This is a genomic window from Ensifer sp. 22460 (assembly GCF_052044935.1).
In the GTDB taxonomy this organism is placed as follows: Bacteria; Pseudomonadota; Alphaproteobacteria; order Rhizobiales; family Rhizobiaceae; genus Ensifer.
On the sequence record NZ_JBQENZ010000019.1, the window covers coordinates 39,172 to 63,901 of the forward strand.

General features: G+C 61.6%; 25 protein-coding genes and 1 pseudogene. 17 read left to right on the forward strand and 9 right to left on the reverse strand.

The window, feature by feature from the left end; all coding sequences use genetic code 11:
• Positions 1 to 113: 113 nt before the first annotated feature.
• From ACTJKM_RS22410 to ACTJKM_RS22420, 3 genes and pseudogenes are all read left to right on the forward strand, one after another.
• Positions 114 to 379 (forward strand): annotated as a pseudogene (locus tag ACTJKM_RS22410) (nucleotidyltransferase); the annotation flags it as partial.
• Between the two features lie 631 nt (positions 380 to 1,010).
• The gene (locus ACTJKM_RS22415) at positions 1,011 to 1,307 is read left to right on the forward strand and encodes a type II toxin-antitoxin system TacA family antitoxin (protein WP_058321439.1); all 297 of its coding nucleotides are present in this window, start codon (positions 1,011 to 1,013) and stop codon (positions 1,305 to 1,307) included.
• Positions 1,304 to 1,801, forward strand: coding sequence for a GNAT family N-acetyltransferase (locus ACTJKM_RS22420; protein ID WP_113513982.1), 498 nt, complete (start codon positions 1,304 to 1,306; stop codon positions 1,799 to 1,801). Before ACTJKM_RS22415 ends, ACTJKM_RS22420 begins: the two co-directional genes overlap by 4 nt.
• A 515-nt stretch (positions 1,802 to 2,316) precedes the next feature.
• Here the strand turns inward: ACTJKM_RS22420 and ACTJKM_RS22425 are convergent.
• Together ACTJKM_RS22425 and ACTJKM_RS22430 are read right to left on the reverse strand one after the other, a co-directional pair.
• The gene (locus tag ACTJKM_RS22425; protein ID WP_113513980.1) at positions 2,317 to 3,153 is read right to left on the reverse strand and encodes an amidohydrolase family protein; all 837 of its coding nucleotides are present in this window, start codon (positions 3,151 to 3,153) and stop codon (positions 2,317 to 2,319) included.
• 76 nt (positions 3,154 to 3,229) lie between these two features.
• A complete protein-coding gene (locus ACTJKM_RS22430; RefSeq protein ID WP_057249366.1) occupies positions 3,230 to 4,018 on the reverse strand; it encodes an IclR family transcriptional regulator in 789 nt (262 codons plus the stop codon).
• Between the two features lie 167 nt (positions 4,019 to 4,185).
• Between ACTJKM_RS22430 and ACTJKM_RS22435 the strand changes: the two genes are divergently transcribed.
• The 14 genes from ACTJKM_RS22435 to ACTJKM_RS22500 all read left to right on the forward strand — a co-directional run bounded on the left by ACTJKM_RS22435 (position 4,186) and on the right by ACTJKM_RS22500 (position 17,483).
• Positions 4,186 to 5,505, forward strand: coding sequence for an ABC transporter substrate-binding protein (locus tag ACTJKM_RS22435; protein ID WP_058321356.1), 1,320 nt, complete (start codon positions 4,186 to 4,188; stop codon positions 5,503 to 5,505).
• Between the two features lie 81 nt (positions 5,506 to 5,586).
• Positions 5,587 to 6,483, forward strand: a complete 897-nt coding sequence (locus ACTJKM_RS22440) for a carbohydrate ABC transporter permease (RefSeq protein ID WP_057249364.1) — start codon at positions 5,587 to 5,589, stop codon at positions 6,481 to 6,483.
• Positions 6,483 to 7,349: a carbohydrate ABC transporter permease gene (locus ACTJKM_RS22445; protein WP_057249363.1), complete on the forward strand. Its 867-nt coding sequence runs from the start codon at positions 6,483 to 6,485 to the stop codon at positions 7,347 to 7,349. Before ACTJKM_RS22440 ends, ACTJKM_RS22445 begins: the two co-directional genes overlap by 1 nt.
• 6 nt (positions 7,350 to 7,355) lie before the next feature.
• Positions 7,356 to 8,453 (forward strand): ABC transporter ATP-binding protein, encoded by a 1,098-nt coding sequence (locus ACTJKM_RS22450; RefSeq protein ID WP_440660954.1) that lies wholly within the window; start codon positions 7,356 to 7,358, stop codon positions 8,451 to 8,453.
• Position 8,454: 1 nt separating this feature from the next.
• Positions 8,455 to 9,567: a mandelate racemase/muconate lactonizing enzyme family protein gene (locus tag ACTJKM_RS22455; RefSeq protein WP_440660955.1), complete on the forward strand. Its 1,113-nt coding sequence runs from the start codon at positions 8,455 to 8,457 to the stop codon at positions 9,565 to 9,567.
• Positions 9,568 to 9,577: 10 nt separating this feature from the next.
• Complete coding sequence (locus ACTJKM_RS22460) at positions 9,578 to 9,928, forward strand: L-rhamnose mutarotase (protein WP_440660957.1); 351 nt, start codon at positions 9,578 to 9,580, stop codon at positions 9,926 to 9,928.
• Positions 9,921 to 11,000, forward strand: coding sequence for a Gfo/Idh/MocA family protein (locus tag ACTJKM_RS22465; RefSeq protein WP_440660958.1), 1,080 nt, complete (start codon positions 9,921 to 9,923; stop codon positions 10,998 to 11,000). Before ACTJKM_RS22460 ends, ACTJKM_RS22465 begins: the two co-directional genes overlap by 8 nt.
• Before the next feature lies 1 nt (position 11,001).
• On the forward strand, positions 11,002 to 11,448 hold the full coding sequence (locus ACTJKM_RS22470; protein WP_058321363.1) for a MaoC/PaaZ C-terminal domain-containing protein: 447 nt from the start codon (positions 11,002 to 11,004) through the stop codon (positions 11,446 to 11,448).
• 10 nt (positions 11,449 to 11,458) lie between these two features.
• Complete coding sequence (locus ACTJKM_RS22475) at positions 11,459 to 12,193, forward strand: SDR family oxidoreductase (protein WP_058321364.1); 735 nt, start codon at positions 11,459 to 11,461, stop codon at positions 12,191 to 12,193.
• A 25-nt stretch (positions 12,194 to 12,218) separates the two neighbouring features.
• Positions 12,219 to 13,064 (forward strand): fumarylacetoacetate hydrolase family protein, encoded by an 846-nt coding sequence (locus ACTJKM_RS22480; RefSeq protein ID WP_440660960.1) that lies wholly within the window; start codon positions 12,219 to 12,221, stop codon positions 13,062 to 13,064.
• Positions 13,065 to 13,085: 21 nt separating this feature from the next.
• Positions 13,086 to 14,363, forward strand: a complete 1,278-nt coding sequence (locus tag ACTJKM_RS22485; RefSeq protein ID WP_440660961.1) for an L-fuconate dehydratase — start codon at positions 13,086 to 13,088, stop codon at positions 14,361 to 14,363.
• 196 nt (positions 14,364 to 14,559) lie between these two features.
• A complete protein-coding gene (locus ACTJKM_RS22490; RefSeq protein WP_440660963.1) occupies positions 14,560 to 15,537 on the forward strand; it encodes a C4-dicarboxylate TRAP transporter substrate-binding protein in 978 nt (325 codons plus the stop codon).
• A gap of 123 nt (positions 15,538 to 15,660) precedes the next feature.
• Entirely contained in the window at positions 15,661 to 16,173 is a 513-nt protein-coding gene (locus ACTJKM_RS22495) for a TRAP transporter small permease (protein WP_440660965.1), read from the forward strand.
• The gene (locus ACTJKM_RS22500; RefSeq protein ID WP_440660966.1) at positions 16,170 to 17,483 is read left to right on the forward strand and encodes a TRAP transporter large permease; all 1,314 of its coding nucleotides are present in this window, start codon (positions 16,170 to 16,172) and stop codon (positions 17,481 to 17,483) included. The genes ACTJKM_RS22495 and ACTJKM_RS22500 overlap by 4 nt, the downstream gene beginning before the upstream one ends.
• 67 nt (positions 17,484 to 17,550) lie before the next feature.
• Here ACTJKM_RS22500 and ACTJKM_RS22505 read toward each other — a convergent pair whose 3' ends face one another.
• The 7 genes from ACTJKM_RS22505 to nosZ form a co-directional block, all read right to left on the reverse strand.
• A complete protein-coding gene (locus ACTJKM_RS22505; RefSeq protein ID WP_058327568.1) occupies positions 17,551 to 17,925 on the reverse strand; it encodes a VOC family protein in 375 nt (124 codons plus the stop codon).
• Between the two features lie 244 nt (positions 17,926 to 18,169).
• Entirely contained in the window at positions 18,170 to 19,102 is a 933-nt protein-coding gene (locus ACTJKM_RS22510) for an FAD:protein FMN transferase (RefSeq protein ID WP_440660968.1), read from the reverse strand.
• 31 nt (positions 19,103 to 19,133) lie between these two features.
• Positions 19,134 to 19,682 (reverse strand): nitrous oxide reductase accessory protein NosL, encoded by a 549-nt coding sequence (locus ACTJKM_RS22515; protein ID WP_440660970.1) that lies wholly within the window; start codon positions 19,680 to 19,682, stop codon positions 19,134 to 19,136.
• On the reverse strand, positions 19,679 to 20,506 hold the full coding sequence (locus tag ACTJKM_RS22520; protein ID WP_058327565.1) for an ABC transporter permease: 828 nt from the start codon (positions 20,504 to 20,506) through the stop codon (positions 19,679 to 19,681). Before ACTJKM_RS22520 ends, ACTJKM_RS22515 begins: the two co-directional genes overlap by 4 nt.
• A complete protein-coding gene (locus ACTJKM_RS22525) occupies positions 20,506 to 21,423 on the reverse strand; it encodes an ABC transporter ATP-binding protein (protein ID WP_058327564.1) in 918 nt (305 codons plus the stop codon). The genes ACTJKM_RS22520 and ACTJKM_RS22525 overlap by 1 nt, the downstream gene beginning before the upstream one ends.
• A 2-nt stretch (positions 21,424 to 21,425) precedes the next feature.
• Complete coding sequence (locus ACTJKM_RS22530) at positions 21,426 to 22,796, reverse strand: right-handed parallel beta-helix repeat-containing protein (protein ID WP_113513959.1); 1,371 nt, start codon at positions 22,794 to 22,796, stop codon at positions 21,426 to 21,428.
• Positions 22,793 to 24,706 carry a TAT-dependent nitrous-oxide reductase gene (nosZ, locus tag ACTJKM_RS22535; RefSeq protein ID WP_440660971.1) on the reverse strand — a complete coding sequence of 638 codons (1,914 nt, stop codon included), beginning with the start codon at positions 24,704 to 24,706 and terminating at the stop codon, positions 22,793 to 22,795. The genes ACTJKM_RS22530 and nosZ overlap by 4 nt, the downstream gene beginning before the upstream one ends.
• Positions 24,707 to 24,730 lie beyond the last annotated feature (24 nt).

The window sequence follows — 24,730 nt, forward strand, 5'->3', positions numbered from 1 at the left end:
CTGCGCAGCTTAGCGGCAGGGTCTTCGATCCGGGGAAATGGAGGGCAGCGCATAGCGGCTGGAATTCATATCGAGATCTGCGGCGCCGCTTGTGGGCGCGACCTACTCATAAACCTTCGAACAATCTCAAATTCCTGCTTGGCTTAGCCGAAGATCGTGATCAGCGGCTTGTCGAGGCCTGGCCGCGTGACCAACATCGCTAAGTCGCCTGGTACAACATTCTCAACGAAGCCTATGTGCACGCTACCCCAAGCACTTCGAGGTCACCGAAGAAGCACTCGCCTGGCTCTTCGGCCGGACGGAACATCTCCACCGCCTCGTCGAGATAATCTGCAAGGAACGGCTCACTGAGCTGGCTCGGGTATTGGGCGCGACCTGAGACCTTGTCTCGGTCGCGGATCGATGGACGGGTCGGTGTTTCGACCACGTTTACGCAATCACGCGACGAAGTCGTAAGCCAGCCAACCTTGGTCGGGGCCCGGACTTGCGTATGACTGAGAAACGTTCTCAGACGGCAGGGTCGCAAACCGTCCCGTCTTCGCAGCGTTTGGCGTCTGTCGGTTGTGTGGTTGGCACCAAACGAGGTGATTTGGGGGCGAAAACCGTCACTATCGATACTGGCGCGGCAGCTCGGCGTCGGACAGTTTTCCGAGAACCTAGCCCTGAACGCCGATGCTGCCGGAGGTCGGGTTTCCAGATGCAGGATCGAGCGGGTGAGCGTCGCATTTCCCGAGCCGCTTTCGCCGACAAGGCCGAAGCTTTCGCCCTTGGCACTTGCTTCGGCGCCCGCGGCTTCGACCGCATCGACGGCGCCGACAGCTATCACGGCCCATGGCAGGGATCCGTAGTTGGCTGCCGCAAATCGCGAAGCTACGGTTCTACTCCCATCAAGGCGTGCAATGAACCTCATGCTGCTGAAGCCCACGGCCTATATGTAACGACATCATCTTTACGGGCCTTGTAAAGATGATGTCGTTACGCTATCTTATGAGTGCAGACAGGAGTTTTCCATGGCCACCTCGAACACGAGTAAAAGTCCGGACGCAAGCGTGCCGCTAAATATGCGTATCAAGCCTGCGACACGCAACTTGATCGACCGCGCCGCCGAGCTGCTCGGTAAGACGCGCACGGATTTCATGCTTGAGGCTTCCGAGCGCCGCGCCGAGGAAGTGCTGCTAGACCGTTCCGTATTCACGGTCAGCCCCGAAATCTATGCCGAGTACCTTGCCCGGCTCGATGCGCCCGCGCAAACAAATGAGCGTCTGAAACGCACCATGTCGACCAAAGCGCCGTGGGATGAGGCGTGAGTCTTAACGCACCGACACCACTGGCCGATCAGCACGAACTGGCAGACTTTAATTCCGGTGTGCCTGAACTAGACGACTGGCTGCGTCGCCGCGCCCGTACCAATCAGATTGGCGGCGCATCGCGGACATTCGTCGTGTGCGAAGGAAATCGCGTCATCGCCTATTATGCACTCGCCTCCGGCGCAGTGAAGCAGCCGGAAGCACCTGGTCGGTTTCGGCGCAACATGCCTGATCCAATTCCGGTTGCCGTGCTTGGCCGCCTCGCCATCGATGGGGCTTATCAGGGACGCGGTATCGGCAGAGCGTTAGTGCGCGACGCAGGTTTGCGCCTGCTCAATGCCGCAGAAATCCTGGGTATCCGCGGCGTGCTGGTGCATGCAATTTCCGAGGACGCGAGGGCCTTCTATGAGGCGGTCGGCTTCCTGCCCTCGCCATCGGACCCAATGATGCTTATGGTCGGGTTACATGATCTCAAAAGCGCGCTCAACTTCTAACCGCAACTTGTGAACTATCAGCACCCATTGGCCAGGCATGTTCGCGTCCTGCTCCATTGGGCTTGAGATAGCTGATCCATTCCGTGCCGAGTAAACCTCAAATGCGAGCTTTCGAAACCCCACCGCGTCCACTCCGCGCTGTCCGCTTTAAAGACGGGCCGAACGGCTGATATTTCCCAACTTTGCAGCAAGGTTGGCTTGCTTAGGTCCAGAAGGCTCTCGCTTCCCGCTGCAAGACGTGGATTTCCATTTCATCGCCTCGAGCGGTTAGGCGGCAGCTCATTTGGGTCGGCTTAGAATGACGTGCATCCGCATGTTGCGGATGCCATTGTCGGCGACCACCATATCGTTGATCAGGGGTCGACTTCCTGCACGTCCGAGCACACGACGAGCGCGATGAAATCCGGATCTCCGCCGGCGCGCATACAGTCGACGGCCTAGGAAAACCCAACGAACGCGCGTTCGAACTGGACGGCGATCGTCTCGGGCCGGATACTATCCATGTGAACTATGCGCTAGGCGAGCTTCCAGATCCGCCGCGCATTGCCGGAGAGCAACTTGCGCTTTTCGTCCGCGCTGCAGCCCTCAAGTAGAGCGTGGGTGGCGCCGACCCAGGTCGACAGATTTCCGCCGAGGGTGCAGACCGGCCAGTCGCTCCCCCAGACCACCCGGTCCCAGCCGAAGACACCGATCGTGTGCTCGACATAGGGGCGCAATGTCTCCATCTGCCAGGCCTCGTCGGCATAGGCGACGACGCCGGAGATCTTCGCCGTGATGTTCGGCCGTCGCGCGATCTCGCTCATGTGCTCGCGCCAGGGATGCTCGGCGCCGCCGCGAATATCGGGAACGCCGCAATGGTCGAGGATGAACTGAACATCGGGCGCAAGATCGGCAAGGGCGATGGCCCTCGGGATCTGGTGCGGCAGGACGCAGAGATCGAAGGTGAAGCGGCGGCCGTCGAGCCTGCGGATGTTGTCGCGGAACGTCGGCCCCTCGGACAGCTCGTCCGGCATGACGTGCAGCACCCGGCGGAAACCTCTGACGAAATCGTTTGCCTCCTGGCGTTCGAGATAGGCGGCAAAGCCATCGTCTTCGGGTCGGCAGGCGGCGATGGCACCCTTGAGCAGGTTTTCCGGCTGGCGCGCCAGCCGTTCGATCTCCGCCGTTTCCTTCTCGATCTCCGAAGGCTCGACATCGACCTCCATGTGCAGGCAGGCCTCGATGCCGAGCCGACGGGCCTCGCGCGCGTAGGTCGCGTAGAGAAAGTCGTGGTCGAGCGCCGGCACGCCCGAGAGCCAGGGATAGGTGAGCTTCGACCTGTCGATGAGGTGAAGATGGGTGTCGATGATCAAGGCGCTTCTCCTCCGAACGTCATCTCACATAAGAATGGACTGTTCAAATAAGAAGTAAGGCCGTCGCCGGCTGCCGTCAATCGGCTACCGGCGCCACGTCCGAGCCAGCAAGCGTCGACAGTTGCTCCGCGGTCTTCAGCAAAAGGGCAATCGTTTCGGTAATATCCGGCGCCGAGGGCGCGTTGACCAGCGCGATATAGGGCACGGTGAGTGCCGCGATGCCGCGGCCATCGGGACCTAGAATCGGTGCCGAAAGGTTGTAGACGCCGGCGGTCTGCGCGCTCGCCATCATCTCGTAGCCGCGTTCGCGGATCTGGTCGAGCCGCGCGTAGAACTCCGGTCCGCGCGGGACTTCGTCTTTGCTCTTGGCGTGTTCTGCGATCATCATTTCGCGCTCTTCGGCTGAGCGGAAGGCGAGAAGGATGTGGCCGGAGCCGGTGTCGAACAGGCTGATGTGCGATCCGACCCGGATCGAGATGCCCCAATAATCAGGCGCTTCCTGCTGGGCAATGACCACGGCCGAGCCGCGATCGAAGACGGCGAGGTGGTTGGCCTGCTTGGAGCGCTGCGCCAGGTCGCGCATCAACGGTGTTGCGTAGGAAGCGAGCCTGCGAACCGGCGCATGCAGTTGCGAAAGACCGAACAGCTTTAGTGTCAGGGAATAGCGATCGCCGTCGATGCGGGTGACGTAGCCGCGCCGCACGAGCCGGTCGAGCATCCGGTAGAACTCGTTGGGGCTGCGGTTCAGGCGCTTGGAAATCTCCGCCTGCGTCAGGCCGCCGTCGACGCTGGCGAGCAGCTCGAGAATGTCGAGCCCCTTGTCGAGGGCGGGCGCGCGATAGCGGTCAGACTCTTCGGTGTCCATGAGATCCCTCCTTGGTGAATATTCATATCCATATACGCAGAGAAAGGCGCCGACAAAGGAAAGTTCGCCCTTGACGCTGGATAAATTTGTTGTTTGTATATGAATCAGTTTCTCACAAATGAGAACATCGCGCCAAGATGAGGGGCGTGAACCAGGGAGGAGTGGAGATGAGAAGGCTGCTATCCGGCGTGTCCGCCGGAGCGATCATGCTTGCCGCGGGACTGGGGACGGCTATGGCCGCTGACCTGCCCGGCAAGTTTGAAGGCGTCACAATCGACGCCAAGCTGATCGGCGGACAGCAATACGAAAAGCTCTACGAGCGTATCGGTGAGTGGGAGAAGGCGACCGGCGCCAAGGTCAACATCCTGTCGAAGAAGAACCACTTCGAGCTCGACAAGGAGATCAAGTCGGATATCGCGACCGGAGGCGTCAGCTGGTGCGTCGGTTCCAACCATTCGTCTTTCGCTCCGCAATATCCTGACATCTACACCGACCTGCTAGCGCTTTTGCCACCGGACGAGATCGCCAAGTTCGTGCCGGCACTGATCGATGCCTCGACACTCGACGGCAAGCTGGTGATGCTGCCGCGCGCTCAGTTCGACGTATCGGCACTCTACTACCAGAAGAGCCTCTATCAGGACGAAGCGAAGAAGACCGCCTTCAAGGCAAAGTATGGCTACGACCTCGCGCCGCCGGACACCTGGGCCCAGGTTAGCGACCAGGCCGAGTTTTTCGCAGCGCCACCGAATTTCTACGGCACGCAGTTCGCCGGCAAGGAAGAGGCCATCAACGGTCGCTTCTATGAAATGCTGGTCGCCGAAGGTGGGGAATATCTCGACAAGGATGGTCGCCCGGCTTTCAATTCCGAAGCCGGCGTGCGCGCGCTCGACTGGTTCGTCAAGCTCTACAAGGACAAGGCGGTACCGCCTGGCACGACCAACTATCTCTGGGACGACCTTGGTCAGGGTTTTGCCTCGGGCTCGATCGCTCTCAACCTCGACTGGCCTGGTTGGGCGAGCTTCTTCAACGATCCGAAGTCGTCCAAGGTCGCCGGCAATGTCGGCGTGAAGGTGCAGCCGGCCGGTTCTTCCGGCAAGCGCACCGGCTGGTCGGGCCATCACGGCTTCTCGGTCACCGAGGATTGCGCCAACAAGGAGGCCGCCGCCTCGCTCGTCTGGTGGCTGACCAACGAGGACAGTCAAAAGCTGGAATCGGCTGCCGGTCCGCTGCCGACCCGCACGGCCGTCTGGGAATACAACATCAAGGCAGCCGCAGGCGACGCCTACAAGACCGAAGTGCTGCAGGCTTTCCAGGAAGCTGCCAAGCATGCCTTCCCGGTGCCGAAGACGGCTGAATGGATCGAAATCTCCAACGCAGTCTATCCGGAACTGCAGGCCGCCATCCTCGGCGACAAGACGTCGAAGGAAGCGCTCGATGCCGCCACTGAGAAGGCGACCGGCATTCTGGAAGACGCGGGCAAGCTCTGACCCTGACCAACGAGGCGGCGCCGATGCCTTAACGGCGCCGGCGCCGCCTCAGCCATTTCATGCCATCCTCAGGACTGCCCGATGAAGCTCAAGAAATTGTCAGCACCGGCCCTGCTTCTGCTTCCGGCTTTTGTTGTGCTCGCGGCAGTGATCGTTTTGCCGCTGCTCTTTTCCTTCTATTCGAGCTTCACACCCTTTCGCCTGACCAAGCCGGAGACGCTGTGGATCTTCGTCGGTTTGCGCAACTACGCGACCGTTCTCGGCAACGCCGAGTTCTGGGTCGCCTTCGGCCGCACCGTGCTGTTGCTGACGGTGGCCCTGAACGCGGAGATGCTGCTCGGTCTCGGCCTGGCGCTGCTCGTCAACAAGGCGACCCATGGCCAGCGACTGCTGCGAACCGCGATGATGTTTCCGATGATGTTCTCGCCGGTGCTGGTTGGCTTCCAGTTCAAGTTCCTGTTCAACGACAACATCGGTTTCGTCAACAATGCGCTGCAGTCGCTGGGGCTGACCGACCAGGCGATCCCGTGGCTGATCGACGGTAATCTGGCGCTCCTTTCGATCATCATAGCCGAAGTCTGGTCCTCGACCGCCGTGTTCGCCATCCTGATCCTCGCCGGTCTGCTCGCCATGCCGAAGGATCCGGTCGAGGCCGCCCATGTCGACGGCTGCACGCCGTGGCAGACCTTCCGTTATGTCACCTGGCCCTATCTCATGCCGTTCGCCTTCATCGCCATGACCATCCGCTCGCTGGACGTCGCCCGGGCCTATGACATCGTCAAGATCATGACGGACGGCGGCCCTGCCAAGCGGACCGAACTACTTTGGACGCTCGTCGGCCGCACCGCCTATGCCGATGCCCGCATGGGGCTCGCCAACGCCATGGCCTATGTTGCCATCCTCTTGTCGATCGTCTTCACCGTCTATTTCTTCCGCAAGCTTGCCGCAGCGCGCCAGCAGATCGGAGCCGAGTGGTAATGGATATCAACGCTTCGCACCGCCTGCGCCGCCGCCTTTTGAAGGTCGCGCATCTGATCGGCTTGTTCCTGGCGATGCTCGTCATCTGCCTGCCGGGCCTCTGGATCGTGCTGTCGTCGCTGCGCCCGACGGTCGAGATCATGGCCAAACCGCCGGTCTGGATTCCGGAAAGCGTTTCTCTCGATGCCTATCGCGCCATGTTCTCGGGCGCGGGGCAGGGCGGCGTTCCCGTCTGGGACTATTTCCGCAACTCGCTGATCATCTCCGTGACATCGACGGTGATCGCGCTCGCGATCGGCATGGCCGGTGGCTACGCCTTTGCCCGCTATCGCTTCAAGGCGAAGTCGGCGATCTTTCTCGGCTTCATGCTGACGCGGGCCGTGCCCGGGATCGCCCTGTCGCTGCCGCTCTTCATGCTCTACGCCCGCACCGGCATCATCGACACGCATTTCTCGCTGATCCTCACCTATGTCGCGCTCAACGTGCCCTTCACCATCTGGTTGATTGACGGCTTCTTTCGCCAGGTGCCGAAGGATCTCGCGGAAGCCGCCCAGATCGACGGCTGCACTCCTTGGCAGGCCTTCTGGCAGGTGGAGTTTCCGCTCGCCGGTCCCGGCATTGCGTCCGCCGGCATCTTCGCGTTTCTCACCTCCTGGAACGAATATGCGCTCGCCTCGCAGATCACCCGCTCGGTCAATTCCAAGACGCTGCCGGTTGGACTTCTCGACTACACCGCTGAATTCACCATCGACTGGCGCGGCATGTGCGCGCTCGCCGTCGTGATGATCATCCCGGCGCTGACCCTCACCTTCATCATTCAGAAGCACCTCGTCTCAGGCCTCACCTTCGGCGCGGTGAAAGGATAATCGTTCATGGCTCCTGTCACCCTCAGGAAATTGGTCAAACGCTACGGCGCGCTTGAGGTCGTCCACGGCATCGATCTCGAAGTGAAGGATCGCGAGTTCATCGCGCTTGTCGGCCCCTCCGGCTGCGGCAAGTCAACGACGCTGCGCATGATCGCCGGCCTCGAGGACGTCAGCGACGGCGCGATCGAGATCGGCGGCCGCAAGGTCAATGATATGCCGCCGCGGGCGCGCAACATCTCCATGGTGTTCCAATCCTATGCGCTCTATCCGCACATGACCGTTGCCGAGAACATGGGCTTTTCGCTGAAGATCGCCGGGCGCAGGCCGGATGAGATCAAGGCGCGTGTCGACGAGGCGGCCGCCATCCTCGATCTTGGCCATCTCCTGGAACGTCGTCCCTCGCAGCTTTCCGGCGGCCAGCGCCAGCGCGTCGCCATGGGCCGCGCCATCGTGCGCCAGCCGGATGTCTTCCTGTTCGACGAGCCACTGTCCAACCTCGATGCGAAGCTGCGCACGCAGGTGCGCACCGAGATCAAGAAGCTCCACGCACGCATGCAGGCGACGATGATCTACGTCACCCACGACCAGGTCGAGGCCATGACGCTGTCCGATCGCATCGTCATCATGCGCGACGGTTACATCGAGCAGGTGGGGACTCCGGAAGAGGTGTTTCAGCGCCCGGCCACCAAGTTCGTCGCCGGTTTCATCGGCTCGCCACCGATGAACATGGACGAGGCGATCGTCGACAACGGCGCACTGGTCTTTGTCAGCGGCGCGCGCCTGCCGATCCCCCCGCGCTTCGCAAAATCACTGCGGTCCGGCCAGAAGGTGACGTTTGGCTTAAGGCCCGACGACATCTATCCGAGCGGTCACGGTCTTCATGCCGGCGATCCGGCGGCCGTGCACGAGGTCGACCTGCCAGTATCGATCACCGAACCGCTCGGCAATGAGACGCTCGTCTTCATCCAATTCAACGGCCGCGACTGGGTTTCGCGCATGCTCAATCCGCGCCCGCTCGCCTCGGGCGAAAAGGTGCGCATGAGCTTCGACCTGTCGCGCGCCCACCTCTTCGACATCGATACCGGCAAGGCTCTGGAAGGCTGACATGGCAAGAATCGAAAAAATTGAACTGCGCATGGTCGACCTGCCGCCGAAGGTGAAGCGGACCGATGCGATCCAGAGCTTTGTCAGCCAGGAAACGCCGATCGTCACCATCACCGATTCCGACGGAGCGACGGGCACGGGCTACAGTTACACGATCGGCACCGGCGGATCGTCGGTGATGCGGCTTCTTTCCGATCACCTCGTGCCGATCCTGATTGGCGAGGACGCCGATTGCATCGAGGCAATCTGGCACAAGATGGAATTTGCGACCCATGCGACGAGCATCGGTGTCATCACAGCGCTCGCGCTTGCTGCCGTCGACACAGCACTTTGGGACTTGCGCGCAAAAAAGCAGAAGCTGCCGCTCTGGAAGCTCGCCGGCGGCGCCAAGGACAATTGCCCGCTCTACACCACCGAGGGCGGCTGGCTGCATATCGAGAAGGAGGCGCTGGTCGAGGATGCGCTCGCTGCCAAGGCCAAGGGCTTTTCCGGCTCGAAGGTGAAGATCGGCAAGCCGCACGGCTCGGAGGACTACGACCGGCTCGCCGCCATGCGCAAGGCGCTCGGCGACGGCTTCGAGATCATGACCGACTGCAATCAGGGCTTCACCGTCGACGAGGCGATCCGCCGCGCGTCGCGGCTGAAGGAGCTTGACCTTGCCTGGATCGAGGAGCCGTTGCCGGCCGACGATCTCGACGGCCATATCCGGCTGACGCGATCGACGCCGACCCCGATCGCCGTCGGCGAATCCATGTATTCGATCCGCCATTTCCGCGAATATATGCAGAAGGGCGCCTGTTCGATCGTGCAGGTCGACGTCGCCCGCATCGGCGGCATCACGCCCTGGCTGAAGGTCGCGCATGCGGCGGAAGCCTTCGACATTCCGGTCTGCCCGCATTTCCTGATGGAACTGCATGTGAGCCTCGTCTGCGCCATACCGAACGGTAAATACGTCGAATATATTCCTCAGCTCGATGACCTGACCACCAAGGGCATGGAGATCCGCAACGGCCGCGCCATCGCGCCTTCAGAGCCGGGCATCGGCATCGCCTGGGATTGGGACGCCGTGCGCGCCCGCTCGATCAGTGAATTCACCCGCGAGTTCCGCGGGTAGGGAGGTCATCATGCAGCGAATGGGAATGGTGATCGGCCTCGAAGCGTCGAAGATCGCCGAATACAAGGCTCTACATGCCGCCGTCTGGCCGGAGGTCCTCGAACTGATCTCCGAATGCAACGTCACCAACTACTCGATCTTCCTCAAGGAGCCGGAAAACCTGCTGTTCGGCTATTGGGAATATGTCGGCTCGGACTTTGAGGCAGATATGGCCAAGATGGCGGCGCATCCGAAGAACCAGGAATGGTGGTCAGTCTGCATGCCCTGCCAGAAGCCGCTTGAGACGAGACAGGAAGGCGAGTGGTGGGCGATGATGGAAGTGGTGTTTCATCACGACGGGAAGGCATCCGGTCATGACTGAAAGCTTCGATCCGGGCGCGCTCAGACAATGGTGGCCGAAGCCGAGCAAGCCGCGACCGATTGTGATCTTCGGTGCCGGCAGCATCGTCGGCGACGCGCATCTGCCGGCCTACCGCAAAGCCGGCTTCCCCGTTGCCGGGATTTACGATCCGGATCACGCCAAGGCGGCCGCTCTGGCGGAGAGATGGCATATCCACGCCTTCGAAAGTGAGGCGGACGCGCTTTCGGTGCAAGAAGCGATCTTCGACCTCGCAACGCCGCCCGCCGCCCATGCGGCCATCCTTGGCCGATTGCCGATCGGCGCGGCAGCGCTGATCCAGAAGCCCATGGGGTCGGACCTCGCCGCCGCAACCGCCATTCTCGAGATCTGCCGGACGCGCAAGCTGAAGGCAGCCGTCAACTTCCAGCTTCGCTTCGCGCCGATGTTGCTGGCGCTGAAGGATGCCATCGCCAAGGGGCATCTCGGCGAGGTGGTGGATTTCGATGCCTGGCTGGCGCTTTCGACCCCCTGGGGCCTTTGGCCGTTCCTCAAAGGTCTGCCGCGCATCGAGATTGCCATGCATTCGATCCACTACCTGGACCTCGTCCGCGGCCTGCTTGGCAATCCCCAGGGCGTGCATGCGAAGTCGATCGGCCATCCGAACCACGATGTCGCCCAGACGCGCACGGCAGCGATCCTCGACTACGGCGACCGCGTGCGCTGCGTGCTCTCGGTCAACCACGACCATGATTTCGGCCGCAAGTTCCAGGCCTGCGAATTCCGCATCTCCGGCACGTCCGGTGCGGCCTACGTGAAGCTCGGCGTCAATCTGGACTATCCCAAGGGCGAGCCGGATGAGCTCTGGATCAGGCCTACAGGCGGCAGCGATTGGGTTGCCGTGCCGCTCGAAGGCGCCTGGTTTCCCGACGCCTTCGCCAACCGCATGGCGAACCTGCAGCGCTTAGTCACGGGTGAGGACAATGAACTGATCGGCTCGGTAGAAGACGCCTGGCAGACGATGGCGCTCGTCGAGGCCGCCTATCAATCGAGTGCTGCGCCGGCAACGGCGATCGCGCCGCTTCCAGGACAATGACATGGCAGAACAGATCATCCATTTCGAAGACTACGAGCTCGGACACGAACGTCTGACGACGGGTCGCACGATCACCGAGACCGACTTTGTCGTTCATGCCGGCCACACCGGCGATTTCTTTCCGCACCACATGGATGCGGAATTCGCCAAGACCTTGCCGGGTGGTCAGCGTATCGCCCATGGCACCATGATCTTTTCGATCGGCGTGGGTCTGACAGCCTCGCTGATCAACCCGGTTGCCTTTTCCTACGGCTATGATCGTCTGCGCTTCGTGCGTCCGGTCCATATCGGCGATACGATCCGCACCCGCGTGACGATCTCGGCCAAGGAGGACGATCCGAAGCGGCCAAAGGCGGGACGCGTCGTGGAACGATGCGAAGTTATCAACCAGCGTGGCGAGGTAGTTCTCGCCGCCGACCATATCCTGGTCGTCGAACGCAAAGCATGAGGGATCGAGAATGACAGCGGATCTTAAAGGCAAGGTCGTCCTGATTACGGCCGCCGCTCAAGGAATCGGCCGCGCTTCGGCTTTGGCCTTCGTAAAGGCCGGCGCGAAAGTTCATGCGACCGATATCAATTTCGACGCGCTTGCAGCACTTGCCAAGGAAGCGGACGTCGAAACGCACCGGCTCGACGTGCTCGATACGCAAGCGGTGGAAGCGCTCGTCGCGAACATCGGCGCCGTCGATATCCTCTTCAACTGCGCCGGCTTCGTTCATGCCGGCTCGATCCTGGAGATGAAGGATAGCGATCTCGAATTCGCCCTCGACCTCAACGTCAAGGCGATGATCCGCACCATCCGCGCGGTGTTGCCAAGCATGCTTGCCCGCAAGGATGGCGCCATCATCAACATGGCTTCGGTCGCCTCGAGCATCAAGGGCGTGCCGAACCGCTTCGCCTATGGCGTCACCAAGGCCGCCGTCATCGGTCTCACGAAGGCTGTTGCGGCCGACTACGTGTCAGCGGGTATTCGCTGCAACGCCATCTGCCCCGGCACGGTCGAGAGCCCGTCCTTGCAGGACCGCATGCGCGCCCAGGGCGATTATGAGACGGCACGTGCCGCGTTCATCGCCCGCCAGCCGATGGGTCGCCTTGGCACGCCGGAAGAGATTGCCGACCTTGCCGTCCACCTCGCGGGCGCCACCTATACGACGGGCCAGGCCTATGCCATCGATGGCGGCTGGACCATCTGACAACACACAAGCAGGAAGCAGACACATGAAACTTATTCGTTACGGCCTTCCGGGCCACGAAAAGCCGGGTATCCTCGATGCAAACGGCACCTTGCGTGATCTCTCGGGCCACGTTGCCGACTTCTCCGGCGCCGCCCTCGACCCCGACAAGCTCTCGGAATTGAAGGCACTCGATCTCTCCGGCCTGCCTGTCGTCGACGGCAACCAGCGGCTCGGTCCCTGTATCGCCGGTACCGGCAAGTTCATCTGCATCGGCCTCAACTATTCCGACCATGCCGCCGAGACCGGCGCCAAGGTTCCCTCCGAACCGATCATCTTCATGAAGGCGACGTCGGCGATCGTCGGCCCGAACGACGACCTGATCATTCCGCGCGGCTCGGAAAAGACCGACTGGGAAGTGGAACTCGGCGTCGTCATCGGCCGCAAGGCGAAGTACGTCACCGAGGCGGAAGCCCTCGACTATGTCGCCGGCTACTGCGTCGTGCACGATGTGTCCGAGCGCGCCTTCCAGATCGAACGCCAGGGCCAGTGGACCAAGGGCAAGTCCTGCGACACCTTTGGTCCGACAGGCCCCTGGCTCGTAACCAAGGACGAAGTGCCGGATCCGCAGAACCTGCCGATGTGGCTTAAGGTCAATGGCGAGACCATGCAGAATGGCTCCTCCAAGACCATGGTCTACGGCGTCGCCCATCTCGTGTCCTACCTTTCGCAGTTCATGTCGCTGCAACCGGGCGACATCATCTCGACCGGCACACCGCCCGGCGTCGGCATGGGCATGAAGCCGCCGCGTTATCTCAAGGCGGGCGATGTCGTCGAACTCGGCATCGAGGGCCTCGGCAGCCAGAAGCAGTCCGTACGCGCGGACGATTAATTACCACCGACTGGAGTGACCATGACCCGCATCACTGATCTGCGCGTCTTCGACCTGCGCTTTCCGACCTCACAGAGCCTTGACGGCTCCGATGCGATGAATCCGGACCCGGATTATTCCGCGGCCTATGTCATCCTCGACACGGACAAGGAGGGTGTTGCGGGCCATGGTCTCACCTTCACCATCGGCCGGGGAAACGATATCTGCTGCATGGCGATCAAGGCTATGCAGCACCTGATCGTCGGTCAGGATACGGCGGACATCCTCGCCAATCCCGGCCGCTTCTGGCGGCACCTGACGAGCGACAGCCAATTGCGCTGGATCGGCCCCGAAAAGGGGGCGATCCATCTCGCCACCGGCGCCGTGGTCAACGCCGTCTGGGACCTGCTTGCCAAGGAAGCGGGCAAACCCGTCTGGCGGCTCGTTTCCGACATGTCGCCGGAACAGATCGCCGACATCGTCGACTATCGCTACATGACGGATGTACTCACCCGCGACGAGGCGATCGGAATTCTCAGCAAGGCCGAGCCCGGAAAGGCCGAGCGCATAGCGACGCTCGAGAGGGAAGGCTACGCCTGCTACACGACGTCGGCCGGCTGGCTCGGCTATGACGATGACAAGCTCAGGCGGCTCGCCGAGGAGGCGATCGACGAAGGCTTCAATCACATCAAGATGAAGGTCGGCCGTGATCTTGCCGACGACATCCGGCGGCTGACGATCGCACGCGAGGTGATCGGGCCGGACCGCTATCTGATGATTGACGCCAACCAGGTCTGGGAGGTCGGCGAGGCGATCGATTGGGTGAAGCAGCTTGCCTTCGCCAAGCCCTTCTTCATCGAGGAGCCGACGAGCCCCGACGACGTCGCCGGTCACCGCAAAATCCGCGAGGCGATCGGGCCGGTGAAGGTCGCGACCGGCGAGATGTGCCAGAACCGCATCATGTTCAAGCAATTCATTGCCGAGGGCGCGATCGACATCGTCCAGATCGATTCCTGCCGCATGGGCGGGCTGAACGAGGTGCTGGCGGTGTTACTGGTCGCAGCCAAATACGGGCTGCCGGTCTGGCCGCATGCCGGTGGTGTCGGCCTTTGCGAATATGTGCAGCACCTGTCGATGATCGACTATGTCGCCGTTTCCGGTACCAAGGATGGGCGCGTGATCGAATATGTTGACCATCTGCATGAGCACTTCCTCGACCCTTGCGTGATTGAGAACGCGGCTTACATGCCGCCGCAGCGACCCGGATTCTCGATCGAGATGAAGCCGCAGTCGATCGCCGATTACACGTTCGGCGTATAGCGCAAGAAATTTTCATATAAGAATAGGTTCTTCAAGAATTGAAGCCGGAGCGGCGATAAGTCGCTCCGGCTTCGTTGTTTTCCGCTGTTCCCTGGCGTCAAAGGGCATACCGCCACTTGACGTCACGCGTTCATTTATGAATGATCTATTCATTCATTGTGAATTCCGGAGGGGAGTCCGGAAAGAGGAGGAACTAATGAAGACCTTTGTTCTGGCCGCAGCCATGGCTGCCCTGTCTTTTTGCGGCGTCGCTCATGCGCAGGAATACAGCCTGCGGTTCTCGACCTCGCAAGTGAATCCCAACGAGCCGATCGTCAAAGCCATGAAGACCTATGCCGAGCGTGTCGGTGAACGTTCGGGCGGCCGCATCGCGATCACCGTCATGACCGGCGACCAACTCGGCGCGCAGAAGAAGGTCAATGAAATGGTCATGAGCGGCGCGAGCCTGCTCAGCGCCACCGACTATGGCCAGCTCGGCCAGTTTGTGCCGGATTTGTCCATTCTTGCAGGTCCCTATGTCTATCCGGACCTGGCGGCGACCGATCGTCTGTTCGCCTCGGATCTCTACAAGGAACTTTCAGGCAAGCTCGAGGCGCAGGGCATCAAGATCATCATGCCCAACGGCCTTTTCGGCTACCGCCACATCATCGCCAACAAGCCGGTCCGTTCGCCGGCCGATCTCGCCGGCGTCACCATTCGCGTACCCTCGTCGCCGATCATGATGGCGACCTTCGGCAATTACGGCGCACGGCCGACGGAACTGCCATGGGGCGACGTCTACAACGCCCTTCAGACCGGTGTCGTCGATGCGGCCGAGGGCCCCTTCGGCTCGATTGCCGGCGCGAAGCTGAACGAGACCCGCAAGGTGATTTCGAAGACCGGCCACCAGATCATGTTCACGGCCTGGGTGGCATCGAGCCAGTTCTTCAACGGCCTGCCGGAAGATCTGCAGAAGATCCTGCTCGAGGAAGGCCAGACGATCGCCAAGGAGCTGACGGCGATGACGCTCGAAACGGACGACGCCTACGCCAAGCAGCTCGCCGCCTCCGGTGTCGAGATCGTCACCGACATCGACGTTCCAGCTTTCATCGAAGCCTCGCGCGCGGCTTACGGGAAAGTGCCGAACATTACGCCCGGAATGTACGATCAGGTGCAGAAGGCAATGGCCGAGTAAGCGCTCCAGCGGCGTGGCCCGAACGGCCGCGCCCATTCATGCTGTCGCGCATCGGTGCGATGACCTGGGGCCGCGTGGCCATTCCGCCGTCCCCATTCCGCCCTTTAGGATATCGAGACAACCATGGAAACCTCACGACCACCCGAGGAAGCAATTCCTCTGCTCAGCCTGCGCCGCGCCGATGAGGCGATTGGTGTTGCGGCGTTGCTCGTCATCGTCATTTCGATCCTTTGGGGAGTGATCAGCCGCTATATCTTCCCGCAGCCCGCCGCGTGGACCTACGAACTGGCGATCATGGCCTTTGCCTATCTCGTCTTCTTCGGCGCAGTTGCCGGCGTCCGTCTCGGCACTCATGCAGCCATCGACGTCCTCGTTGCAGCGTTCCCGGCGGGTTGGCAGAAGGCGGTCGCCTGGTTCAACTACTTTCTGCTGGCCCTGTTCTTCATCGCCATGACGATCCTCTTCGCTTGGCAGGCCTGGACATCGCGCCATGTGCACACGATCGCGCTCGATCTGTCACGGAGCCTTTCCTACGGCCCGCTCGCGCTCGCTTCGGCCGGCATGTTGTTCCAGCACCTCATCGTCGAAAGACCGTGGACTGTCCGTCTGCATCGCAATGTGGAATCGCTGATATGACCTTCTTCCATCTGGCCGGCCCTTCGCTGCTGGTCGTCATCCTCTTCCTGTTGTCGACGCCCATCACCTGGGCCATGGCGATCGGCGCACTCGCCTTTTTCGTCATCAATATGGACATGATCCCGCTGGCCAATTTCGCCCAGGAAATGGCGGAGGGCAGCCAGTCCGTGTCTTTGCTGGCGCTGCCGCTCTTCGTGCTTGCCGGCTGCATCATGAACGCATCGGGCATCACCCGGCGCCTGCTGGCGCTCGCGGACGTACTCGTCGGCCATATGACCGGCGCGCTGGCGCAGATGTGCACCGTGCTCGGCACCTTGCTCGGCGGCCTTACCGCATCGGCCAACGCCGATGCCGCGATGCTGGCCAAGACCCTTGGCGTCGAAATGGCCGAGAGAGGCTACAGCCGCGCCTTTGCAGCAGTCATCACCTCGTCCGCCTCCATCATCACCAGCCTCATCCCGCCCTCGATCGGCCTCATCGTCTACGGCTTCCTGGCGGAAACCTCGATCGGCCGGCTGTTTGCTGCCGGCGTGGTGCCCGGCCTCGTGCTCGCGGCCGGGCTTATGGTCACCACCTACTTCATCGCGCGCAAGCGCGGCTACAAACCGCTTCGCAAGGAGCGCGCCAGCCGGGCGGAGGCGAGCCGCGCGCTGATCGATGGGCTTTGGGCGCTGTCGATCCCGGTCGTGATTTTCGCTGGCACGCGCTACGGCATATTCACCACCACCGAGGCCGGCGCGGTTGTCGTCGTCTATGTGCTGTTCGTCGCCGTCTTCGGCTACCGCGAATTCACGCTCCGCCAGATCCCGGAAGTGCTTGCGGAGTCGGTGCGCGATTCTGCGGTCGTGATGATCATGATCTGCGCGGCGGCCGCCTTCGGCTTCTATCTCGCCTGGGAACAGGTGCCGCAAGCGATGTCCGGCTGGTTGGGCGGTGCAACCGACAATCCGCTGCTCATGCTGCTCCTCATCAACGTTCTCCTCATCGTCATCGGCACGGCGATCGAGGGGTCGGCGGCGCTCATCATCCTGACCCCGATGCTGATCCCGATCATCGACGGCGTCGGCATCGACCGCGTGCATTTCGGCGTCGTCTTCATTACCAACCTGACGATCGCCGGCATCACGCCCCCGGTCGGTGGCCTGATGTACATCTCGTCCATGGTGCTGAAGGTACCGATGATGGCCTATGCGCGCGAGGTGCTGCCCTATCTCGCGATGATGATGGTCCTTCTGGTGATGCTCAGCATGTTTCCGCAGCTCTCGCTGTGGCTTCCCAACCTCGTCTATGGAACCGCCGCAGTTCAATAGCGCAATGAGACGGCCCTCCGCTTTGGCGGAGGGCCTGGCGCCCTTGAGAGACGTTCAACCCGCTCGGTCAGGCCTCAGCTTCGTGGCAAACCGCTTCGATGTTGTGTCCATCCGGGCAAAGCACGAACGCTGCATAGTAGTTCGCGTGGTAGCGTGGGCGCAGACCCGGCGCACCATTGTCTTTACCACCCGCTTCCAGAGCCGCGCGGTAGAAAGCATCGACTTGCTCGCGGCTTTCGGCCGCGAAGGCCAGATGAAGATGCGCCGGCTTCTCGTCGGTCTGGTGCAGGCACAACGAAGCCTTGCCCTTCGAACTAAGTTCGACACCGTAGGAAGGTTCGCCCTCGGCTATGATAGCTACACCGAGCGGTTCGAGTGCCCTAAGGTAGAAGGCTTTGCTCGCAGCAAAGTCCCTGACGCCGAATTTGACGTGGTCAAACATGAGTTCTCCTGACGTGTGCGAGCCCTGCCTGGCGGTGGGGCCCTCAGTGCTGCTTGTGCTGCAGATCGGTCGTTCCCGGCAGATTTGCATCAAGCCTAAATGGCATGTCTGAGCGATCAATGGCAAGGAACGGAGGCGAGTGACGAGGGGCGGTCGTTTCAGTTGAACGCCAGACACGCGCTGTATCAGGCAGGCTCTGGTGCCAGACGTTTGCCAGTCGGTTCCCGTCAGCCAACAGACCGCATCATCGGCTTTTGAGATGTACATCAACCAAGGTCTGTCGCTTTACCAGTGCATCGATCTCATCAGGCGCCATCAGCGAAAACGCTGTCGAAAGGGCATCAGCCGTCGAAGCCTCCGGCGCAACGACCGAAACCCGGACATATTGCTGTGCCGTTGCGCCGCTCCGTGGGTCCAGGATGTGGCTGAAGCGGCCTTTAGCGTCGAATTGGAACCCTTTTGCAGAGGACGTCGCGACCGCGCGATCGATGATATTCAGGGTCGCGTCGACATCATTCGCATCCTCGAAGTCGGCCAGGCCGATTCGCCAAGGTTGCCCGTCCGCCCTTGCACCGATCGCGCGGTTTTCACCCATGTCGACGAGGCTGCTGGTGACACCGGCCTCACGCAAGAGCTGGACGACGCGATCGGTGACGTAGCCTTGGGCGATACCATTGAGTGTCAGCGCCATGCCTCGGCGGGAGAAAGCGATGCGATTGCGGTCGATGTGTACCTGCGCGAAATCGGTCAACGCCAGCGCCTCGCGCACCTCGCCATGCGATGGCCCGGCAGGGTCGGCATCCGGCCTGGCGAAGTGCCGGGCGTAAAGCGCCCAGAGGGGCTGTATCGCGGGCTCGAACCGCCCGCCGGTGAGAGCGTGAAAACGCCGGGAGATCTCAAGGAGCTCCACAAGCTCCGTCGGCGGGGCTGCAAGGGCACCAAGGCGATTTAGTTGGCGAAGGGCCGAGACCTCGCGGTAGAGGCTGAAGATATCCTCCAGGCGTCGAACCTCTGCCACCACTCGGGCGATCAGCGCCTGCGCCTGTGCTGGGTCTTCATGGTTGAGGACCAGCGTGGCCGGTGCGCCCAGAGCCTGCCCGTGCCATACGACAGGCCCCGCCGGCAGCGCCGCCCAGCCTATTCCGCGCGAAAGCGGCAAGCCGCCGAAAGCAGCCATGATCGTGATGAAACGCCGGCGGCCGACGGGCTTATCCATGGTCGTGTCCTCCAGGTGCTTCCGCGCCGTCATCGCTCTCGTCACCTGCGCCCAGGATGTAGCTCTCGGGAAGAGCGGCGAAACTCACGATGCGGCCGCCATTCTTGGCAATGAAGGCCTGAGCGGCTTCCTCCGAAGAGAAGGGAACCGCTTCTTCCGCGCCCATGCCGCCTCTAACCCGGCTGTCGATGACGAAAACGGCCTTGCGTGCGTCGATCCAGTTATCGGCGCCAGGCTTTTCCCAGCTCGGCGCCTTGCCCATGTCGGATACGTAGATCGCGGCGATTTCCTTCGGTTCGTCCGGCAGCATCGTGAAGGCAACGGTGTCGCGGGCCGACGAAAACCAAATGGCCTCCGGTATCTTCTCAAGGATGATCTGGCCCTTGGGGCCGGCGTGTTCCAGGACGTTCATGCCGCAATAGCGGCCCATGGCGTCCTGGTTAAGGACATAGGGCGCTGGCATCTCTGCCGGCTCTTTGTTTTCGCAACCAGCAAGCGCCAGCGATGCTGCGACGATCAGGGCAAAGTGGACGGGTTTCAAATATCCCTCCTGGAGAAAAGCAGCGTGGCCAGAGCGAGCGGTGCGGCTGTCCAGACGCAAAGTGCGGCGAGCAGGACCTCGCCTGTGAGGATTGAGTTCTTGGCGACACCGCCCATGCCGGAGAGCGCGGCCGCGCCGCCGCTACCGAGATTGAGAAGTCGATAGGCATCCGTGGGATTGGCGAGCAGCAAGAGATCGAGCAGACCGTCCGGCAGCGAACGCCCCTGCGCTGCCACAAGTCCGCCGAGCAGGGCCATGTCGTAGATCAGCACGAAGAACAGCCAGAGCCCGATAGCAATGCCGCCCGCGGTGCTGCGCTCGCCCGCACTGGCACTGACGAAGTATCCGATCGCGACGAAGACCGCGCCGAGCAAGACGGACGATCCCGTCATGGAAACGAAAGCCAGCCAGCTTTGCGCGTCGGTTGCGCCTCCCATCAACGCGAGCGCGATGGCGGCTGCGCCATAGCCGCAAATGGTTGCGAAGCACAGTATGGCGATATGGCCGAGGAACTTGCCGAGTACGATCTGGCCGCGCCCGATGGGATAGCCAAGCAGCAGCAGCATGGTGCCGCGTTCGACCTCGCCAACGATGGCATCGTGAGAGATCAGAAGCGCAATCAGCGGCACCAGAAAGATCGTCAGGCTCGACAGGCTGACGATCACCACGTCGAGGCGGCTCGCCCCGACATTGCCGGTGGGTGCGCTTCCAAGAAAGGTCAACGTCAGCGCGAGTGCGGCGAGGACCAATGTCGTCGCAAGAACCCAGCGGTTGCGCATGCCCTCGCGAACTTCCTTGGCCGCTATAATCAGAATGTTGCGCATTACGCCGCCTCCTGGCTGTTCAGGAAATGAGCGTAGAGGTCGTCGAGTGTCGGCTCTATCATCGTCAGGGTATCGATCCCGGAGGCGGCATCGCTGAGGCGGTGTATCAATGGAAGCCTCTCGGCGTGTGCCACTTCGGTCTCCAGGCTGCCGTCGCCAGCTTCCGTCCACCGGACGCCGGTATCTTTGAGCGGACCGGGCCTTCCGCCGGAGACCGGTCGCACCCGGATGCGGGATGGCAGGCTGGCGATCCGCCTGAGGTCGTCGATGGTTCCGTCTGCGATCTGCGAACCGCGGTTGACGATGATCACGCGTCCGGCCCGATCCTCGAGTTCCCCAAGCGCATGTGAGGACAGGAGGATCGTTGTTCCGCCGGCACGCAGTTCATCGATGAGGGTGTAGAAATTGCGCCGCAGCGCCGGATCGAGACCACTTGTCGGCTCATCCAGAAACAGCACCCTTGGTGCGCCCAACAGCGCCTGCGCCAGACCAAGTCTTTGCCGCATGCCTTTGGAATAGGTGCGGATGGGGCGATCGGCGGCGCTGATAGCGAGCCCGACACGCTCGAAGAGCTCGTCGGCACATTTGACATCCACCCGCTTCAGACGCGCGTAGAAGGACAGGGTTTCGCGTCCCGTTAGCGCCATGTGAAACGATACGCTCTCGGGCAGATAGCCAAGCGCCCGGCGAACGCCGAAATCGCCCTTCGCCGGATCTTCGCCGAGGACGCGTACCTCACCGGAGGTTGGGCGGATAAGCCCGAGCAGCAGCTTGATCAGCGTCGTCTTGCCGGCGCCATTGTGGCCGACGAGCGCGACGGTCTCGCCTTCGTCGAGGGTGAAAGAGAGTTCCCGCAGCGCATCAACCTTGCCGCCATATCTTTTCGAAACCCCTTTGACGCTAACGGTCGAGGTCATGGTCATTGTTCCTTTCGTACCGGCATCGCCATCAGCGGATGGCTGTCGGTAACACCGCCGGGCAGAAGTGCTGGAAACCGCGCCTGGGCCCAGCGCACCACCTGAACGGCAGGGCTGCTCGTCAGCACGCGTGCCTGCGGCGCCGTCCAGAGCACCCGATCGATCAGGTCATTGGGCCGGTAGGCATTGTCAGAGATGCCGTCGCCATCGAGATCGAAGGCCGGGTTGTCGCTCCAATAGTTGCCACGTCCATCCTCGGACCAGTCGAGATAGCGGGCGCCGACATATTTCACCTGGTTGCGGTTGCCGACGAAGGCGTTACCGCTCAGTTTGTTGCTCTCAGAACCGGCGGTGAAATGGATGCCGATCGCGCAACCCTCGAACAAGTTGTCACGCAAGCGGTTCTTGTTGGCGTTGTAGATGAAGACACACTTGTCCGGACCGGGGCGCATCCCCGTCTTGTCTTCGACGGCTCCGCCGTCTCCCGCCGGGATCCCGTGCTCCTGTGAGCGGACGCCGCGCTCGTCCCAGCGCGAGATGGGCTGCAGGCGTCCTTTGACGATGTTGCCCGTAATGGTCGAACCGTTGGCGTAGTTCAGAAGCAGGCCGTGGTCGCGGTCGCCATCGGAGACGTTGCCGGTAATTTTCAGTCGGCTGGAGAACATGATGGCATAACCGACCGAGTTGCCGGTGGAGATGTTGTCGCTGATCTCACTGTCATTGGTATACATGTAATGGATGGCGAAGCGCAGGTTGCTGAAGCGGTTTCCACTAAAGACGTTGCGCTTGCTGGCGTTGGTGGCGATGCCGTCGCGCCCGAAGCTGATATCGTTTCCGGTCACTCTTGCACCCGGCGCATTCCACAGCGTCACGCCATTGCCGGTTTCGCTCAACCGGCCTTCCCCCGTACCGATGATGACGTTGTCTCGGGCAATAGAGCCTTCTGCACCGTGCAGATAGATGCCGTAGAGATTGCCCTCGATCCGGCTCTTCTCGACGACGGCCCGTTTCGCGGTTTGCGCAACGAAGACGCCCGAATTCATCTCTTCGAGAGAACTGCCCGAGCCCGAGACGGCAATGCCGCTGAAGACCACGTCTTCAGCGCTGATGGTGACGACGCTGCCGTTGCCGTTGCCCTTGATCGAAGCGCCGGGTTCACCGCGCAACGTTACCGCCTTGCCAATCGTGATGGGGCCGGAGAACTCTGCGTTCTCCAGCACCAGCTCATCGCCCGGTTTGGCAGCATCGACAGCTTGCTGCAGGGACGGTACGGCAGCAGGCGAGAGACGGATCGTTTCCGCCCCGGCCGTCGCCGGAATGGCGGCGACTACCGCCACCATCCCGAGCATTGCTGCCTCGTGAAGACGCATCATGCCTTCTTCGGCTCCACGAACATCCGGCCCTTCATCTCCATGTGCATGGCATGGCAGAACCAGGAGCAATAGTACCACCACACACCCGGCTTATCGGCAGTGAAGGTCACCGAGGACGTCGCTTGCGGCGCGACCTCCATGTTGATGCCGTAGTTGATGATCGAGAAGCCGTGCGTGAGGTCTTCCACCTCGTCGATATTGGTGACGTAGACGGTCACCTCATCGCCCTGCTTCACCGTGAAGCTCTCGAGCCCGAAGGCAGGTGCGGCCGACGTCATGTAGACGCGGACCTTGTTGCCGTCGCGGATCACTTCGGAATCGATCAGCAGGTCGATTTTGTCGGCCTTTGCCTGGGCGACCGCGTCGGCAAAGAAGCTGTCGTCGCGGCTCCAGACGTTGACCGGGTTGATCTTGGAGTTGTGAACGATCGTCGCATCATGCGGCTCGGCGAAGGTCGGGTTGTCGTGAACCAGCACCATCTCGTCGCCCGAGATATCGATGAGCTGATCGTTTTCCGGCTTCAGCGGGCCGACATTCAGGTAGCGATCCTTCGAGAACTTGTTCAGAGAAATCAGCCACTTGCCGTCGGCATCCTTCGTCTGCCCCATCGATGTGTGGTTGTGGCCGGGCTGATACTGCACGTCGAGCTTCTGGCGGATCGGATTGACCTTTTCGCCCTTGTAGGCGCGCCTTGCATCCTCAAGGTTCCATTTGCAGATCTGGCTGTCGATGAAGAGCGTCGTGTAGCAGTTGCCCCGGCCGTCATAGGCAGTGTGGAGCGGTCCAAGCCCGAGCTCCGGTTCGGCAACGACCGTGTCGCGCGGCTTGATCTTGTCGTCGAACAGGTCGTCGAACAGGCGCACGTCCATGACGGTGACCGTTGGCGACAGCTTGCCGTTGGCGACGATATGAATGCCGTCCGGTGCCGTGTTCATGCCGTGCGGGCCGTTGGAAACCGGAATGTAGCGGGTGTAGGGCGAGCCCTTGCGGCCATCCACCACCGGAACGCCTCCCATTTCCTTGAAGTCGCCTTTCGCGACAGCTTCCTCGATGCGCTTGAGGTTGAAGACGACGATCCAGTCCTGGTCCTTTGCCATCATCTCCGCGAGGTTCACGCCCTCTTCGGAGTTGTAGCAGGTGGCAAAGGCATATTTGCCCTGGTAGTCGGCGTCGACGTTGTCGAGATTGCCGTCGATCATGACCTGCCAAGCGACCTTCATCGTGTCGCCGTCGATCGCCGAGAAGATCGCGTGATACTGCTTGTGGTCGTCGAGAACCGAGCCGTTGTTCGGGATCGGCACACGATCTTCGCCATTGGCGAAGACGTAGCCGGTGCGCGGATATTTCTGCACGCGCAGGCCGTGAACGGTGTGCTGGTTCGGCAACTGGATGATCTTGTCGCACTTCATCACATCGAGGCGGATGCGGCAAACGCGCGTGTTCGCCTTGTCGTTTGCGAAGAGGTAGCGCCCGTCATAGGTGCCTTCCGTGAAAGACGGGTGCGGGTGGTGCAGGTCGCCGTTGAGATAGACGCCGCCCTTGTCCTTCAAATATTCCTTGGTCTCCGGCAGCAGACCTTCGGTCAGGATCTTGCGGCTTTCGTTCGTCTGGCCCCAGCCGGTTGCGCTGTCGCGGTTAAAGACGGGAATTCGCATCAACTCGCGCATCGACGGCAGGCCGAGGATGCGGACTTCACCGCTGTGGCCGCCGGAGAAAAAGACATAATATTCGTCGAGTTCGCCGGGCTTCACTTCAATGGACTGGCCACCGGCAGCCAGTGCCGGCGCCGCAGTGACGGTGGAAATGGTAACCGCGCCGCCGACGGCCGCAGCACCCGCGACAGCCGCCGCGGCGGTGGAGCCGAGCAGCTGGCGCCTGCTCAGCGCAGTTGGGATATTGGGATCTGACATGTCTTTGCTCCTTTTATGATGGCG

Coding starts and splice junctions, on each gene's coding strand:
- ACTJKM_RS22415 (WP_058321439.1), top strand. CDS start 1,011: ATGGCCACCTCGAACACGAGTAAAAGTCCGGACGCAAGCGTGCCGCTA.
- ACTJKM_RS22430 (WP_057249366.1), bottom strand. CDS start 4,018: ATGGACACCGAAGAGTCTGACCGCTATCGCGCGCCCGCCCTCGACAAG.
- ACTJKM_RS22435 (WP_058321356.1), top strand. CDS start 4,186: ATGAGAAGGCTGCTATCCGGCGTGTCCGCCGGAGCGATCATGCTTGCC.
- ACTJKM_RS22440 (WP_057249364.1), top strand. CDS start 5,587: ATGAAGCTCAAGAAATTGTCAGCACCGGCCCTGCTTCTGCTTCCGGCT.
- ACTJKM_RS22445 (WP_057249363.1), top strand. CDS start 6,483: ATGGATATCAACGCTTCGCACCGCCTGCGCCGCCGCCTTTTGAAGGTC.
- ACTJKM_RS22450 (WP_440660954.1), top strand. CDS start 7,356: ATGGCTCCTGTCACCCTCAGGAAATTGGTCAAACGCTACGGCGCGCTT.
- ACTJKM_RS22455 (WP_440660955.1), top strand. CDS start 8,455: ATGGCAAGAATCGAAAAAATTGAACTGCGCATGGTCGACCTGCCGCCG.
- ACTJKM_RS22460 (WP_440660957.1), top strand. CDS start 9,578: ATGCAGCGAATGGGAATGGTGATCGGCCTCGAAGCGTCGAAGATCGCC.
- ACTJKM_RS22465 (WP_440660958.1), top strand. CDS start 9,921: ATGACTGAAAGCTTCGATCCGGGCGCGCTCAGACAATGGTGGCCGAAG.
- ACTJKM_RS22470 (WP_058321363.1), top strand. CDS start 11,002: ATGGCAGAACAGATCATCCATTTCGAAGACTACGAGCTCGGACACGAA.
- ACTJKM_RS22475 (WP_058321364.1), top strand. CDS start 11,459: ATGACAGCGGATCTTAAAGGCAAGGTCGTCCTGATTACGGCCGCCGCT.
- ACTJKM_RS22480 (WP_440660960.1), top strand. CDS start 12,219: ATGAAACTTATTCGTTACGGCCTTCCGGGCCACGAAAAGCCGGGTATC.
- ACTJKM_RS22485 (WP_440660961.1), top strand. CDS start 13,086: ATGACCCGCATCACTGATCTGCGCGTCTTCGACCTGCGCTTTCCGACC.
- ACTJKM_RS22490 (WP_440660963.1), top strand. CDS start 14,560: ATGAAGACCTTTGTTCTGGCCGCAGCCATGGCTGCCCTGTCTTTTTGC.
- ACTJKM_RS22495 (WP_440660965.1), top strand. CDS start 15,661: ATGGAAACCTCACGACCACCCGAGGAAGCAATTCCTCTGCTCAGCCTG.
- ACTJKM_RS22500 (WP_440660966.1), top strand. CDS start 16,170: ATGACCTTCTTCCATCTGGCCGGCCCTTCGCTGCTGGTCGTCATCCTC.
- ACTJKM_RS22505 (WP_058327568.1), bottom strand. CDS start 17,925: ATGTTTGACCACGTCAAATTCGGCGTCAGGGACTTTGCTGCGAGCAAA.
- ACTJKM_RS22510 (WP_440660968.1), bottom strand. CDS start 19,102: ATGGCTGCTTTCGGCGGCTTGCCGCTTTCGCGCGGAATAGGCTGGGCG.
- ACTJKM_RS22520 (WP_058327565.1), bottom strand. CDS start 20,506: ATGCGCAACATTCTGATTATAGCGGCCAAGGAAGTTCGCGAGGGCATG.
- ACTJKM_RS22525 (WP_058327564.1), bottom strand. CDS start 21,423: ATGACCTCGACCGTTAGCGTCAAAGGGGTTTCGAAAAGATATGGCGGC.
- ACTJKM_RS22530 (WP_113513959.1), bottom strand. CDS start 22,796: ATGATGCGTCTTCACGAGGCAGCAATGCTCGGGATGGTGGCGGTAGTC.
- nosZ (WP_440660971.1), bottom strand. CDS start 24,706: ATGTCAGATCCCAATATCCCAACTGCGCTGAGCAGGCGCCAGCTGCTC.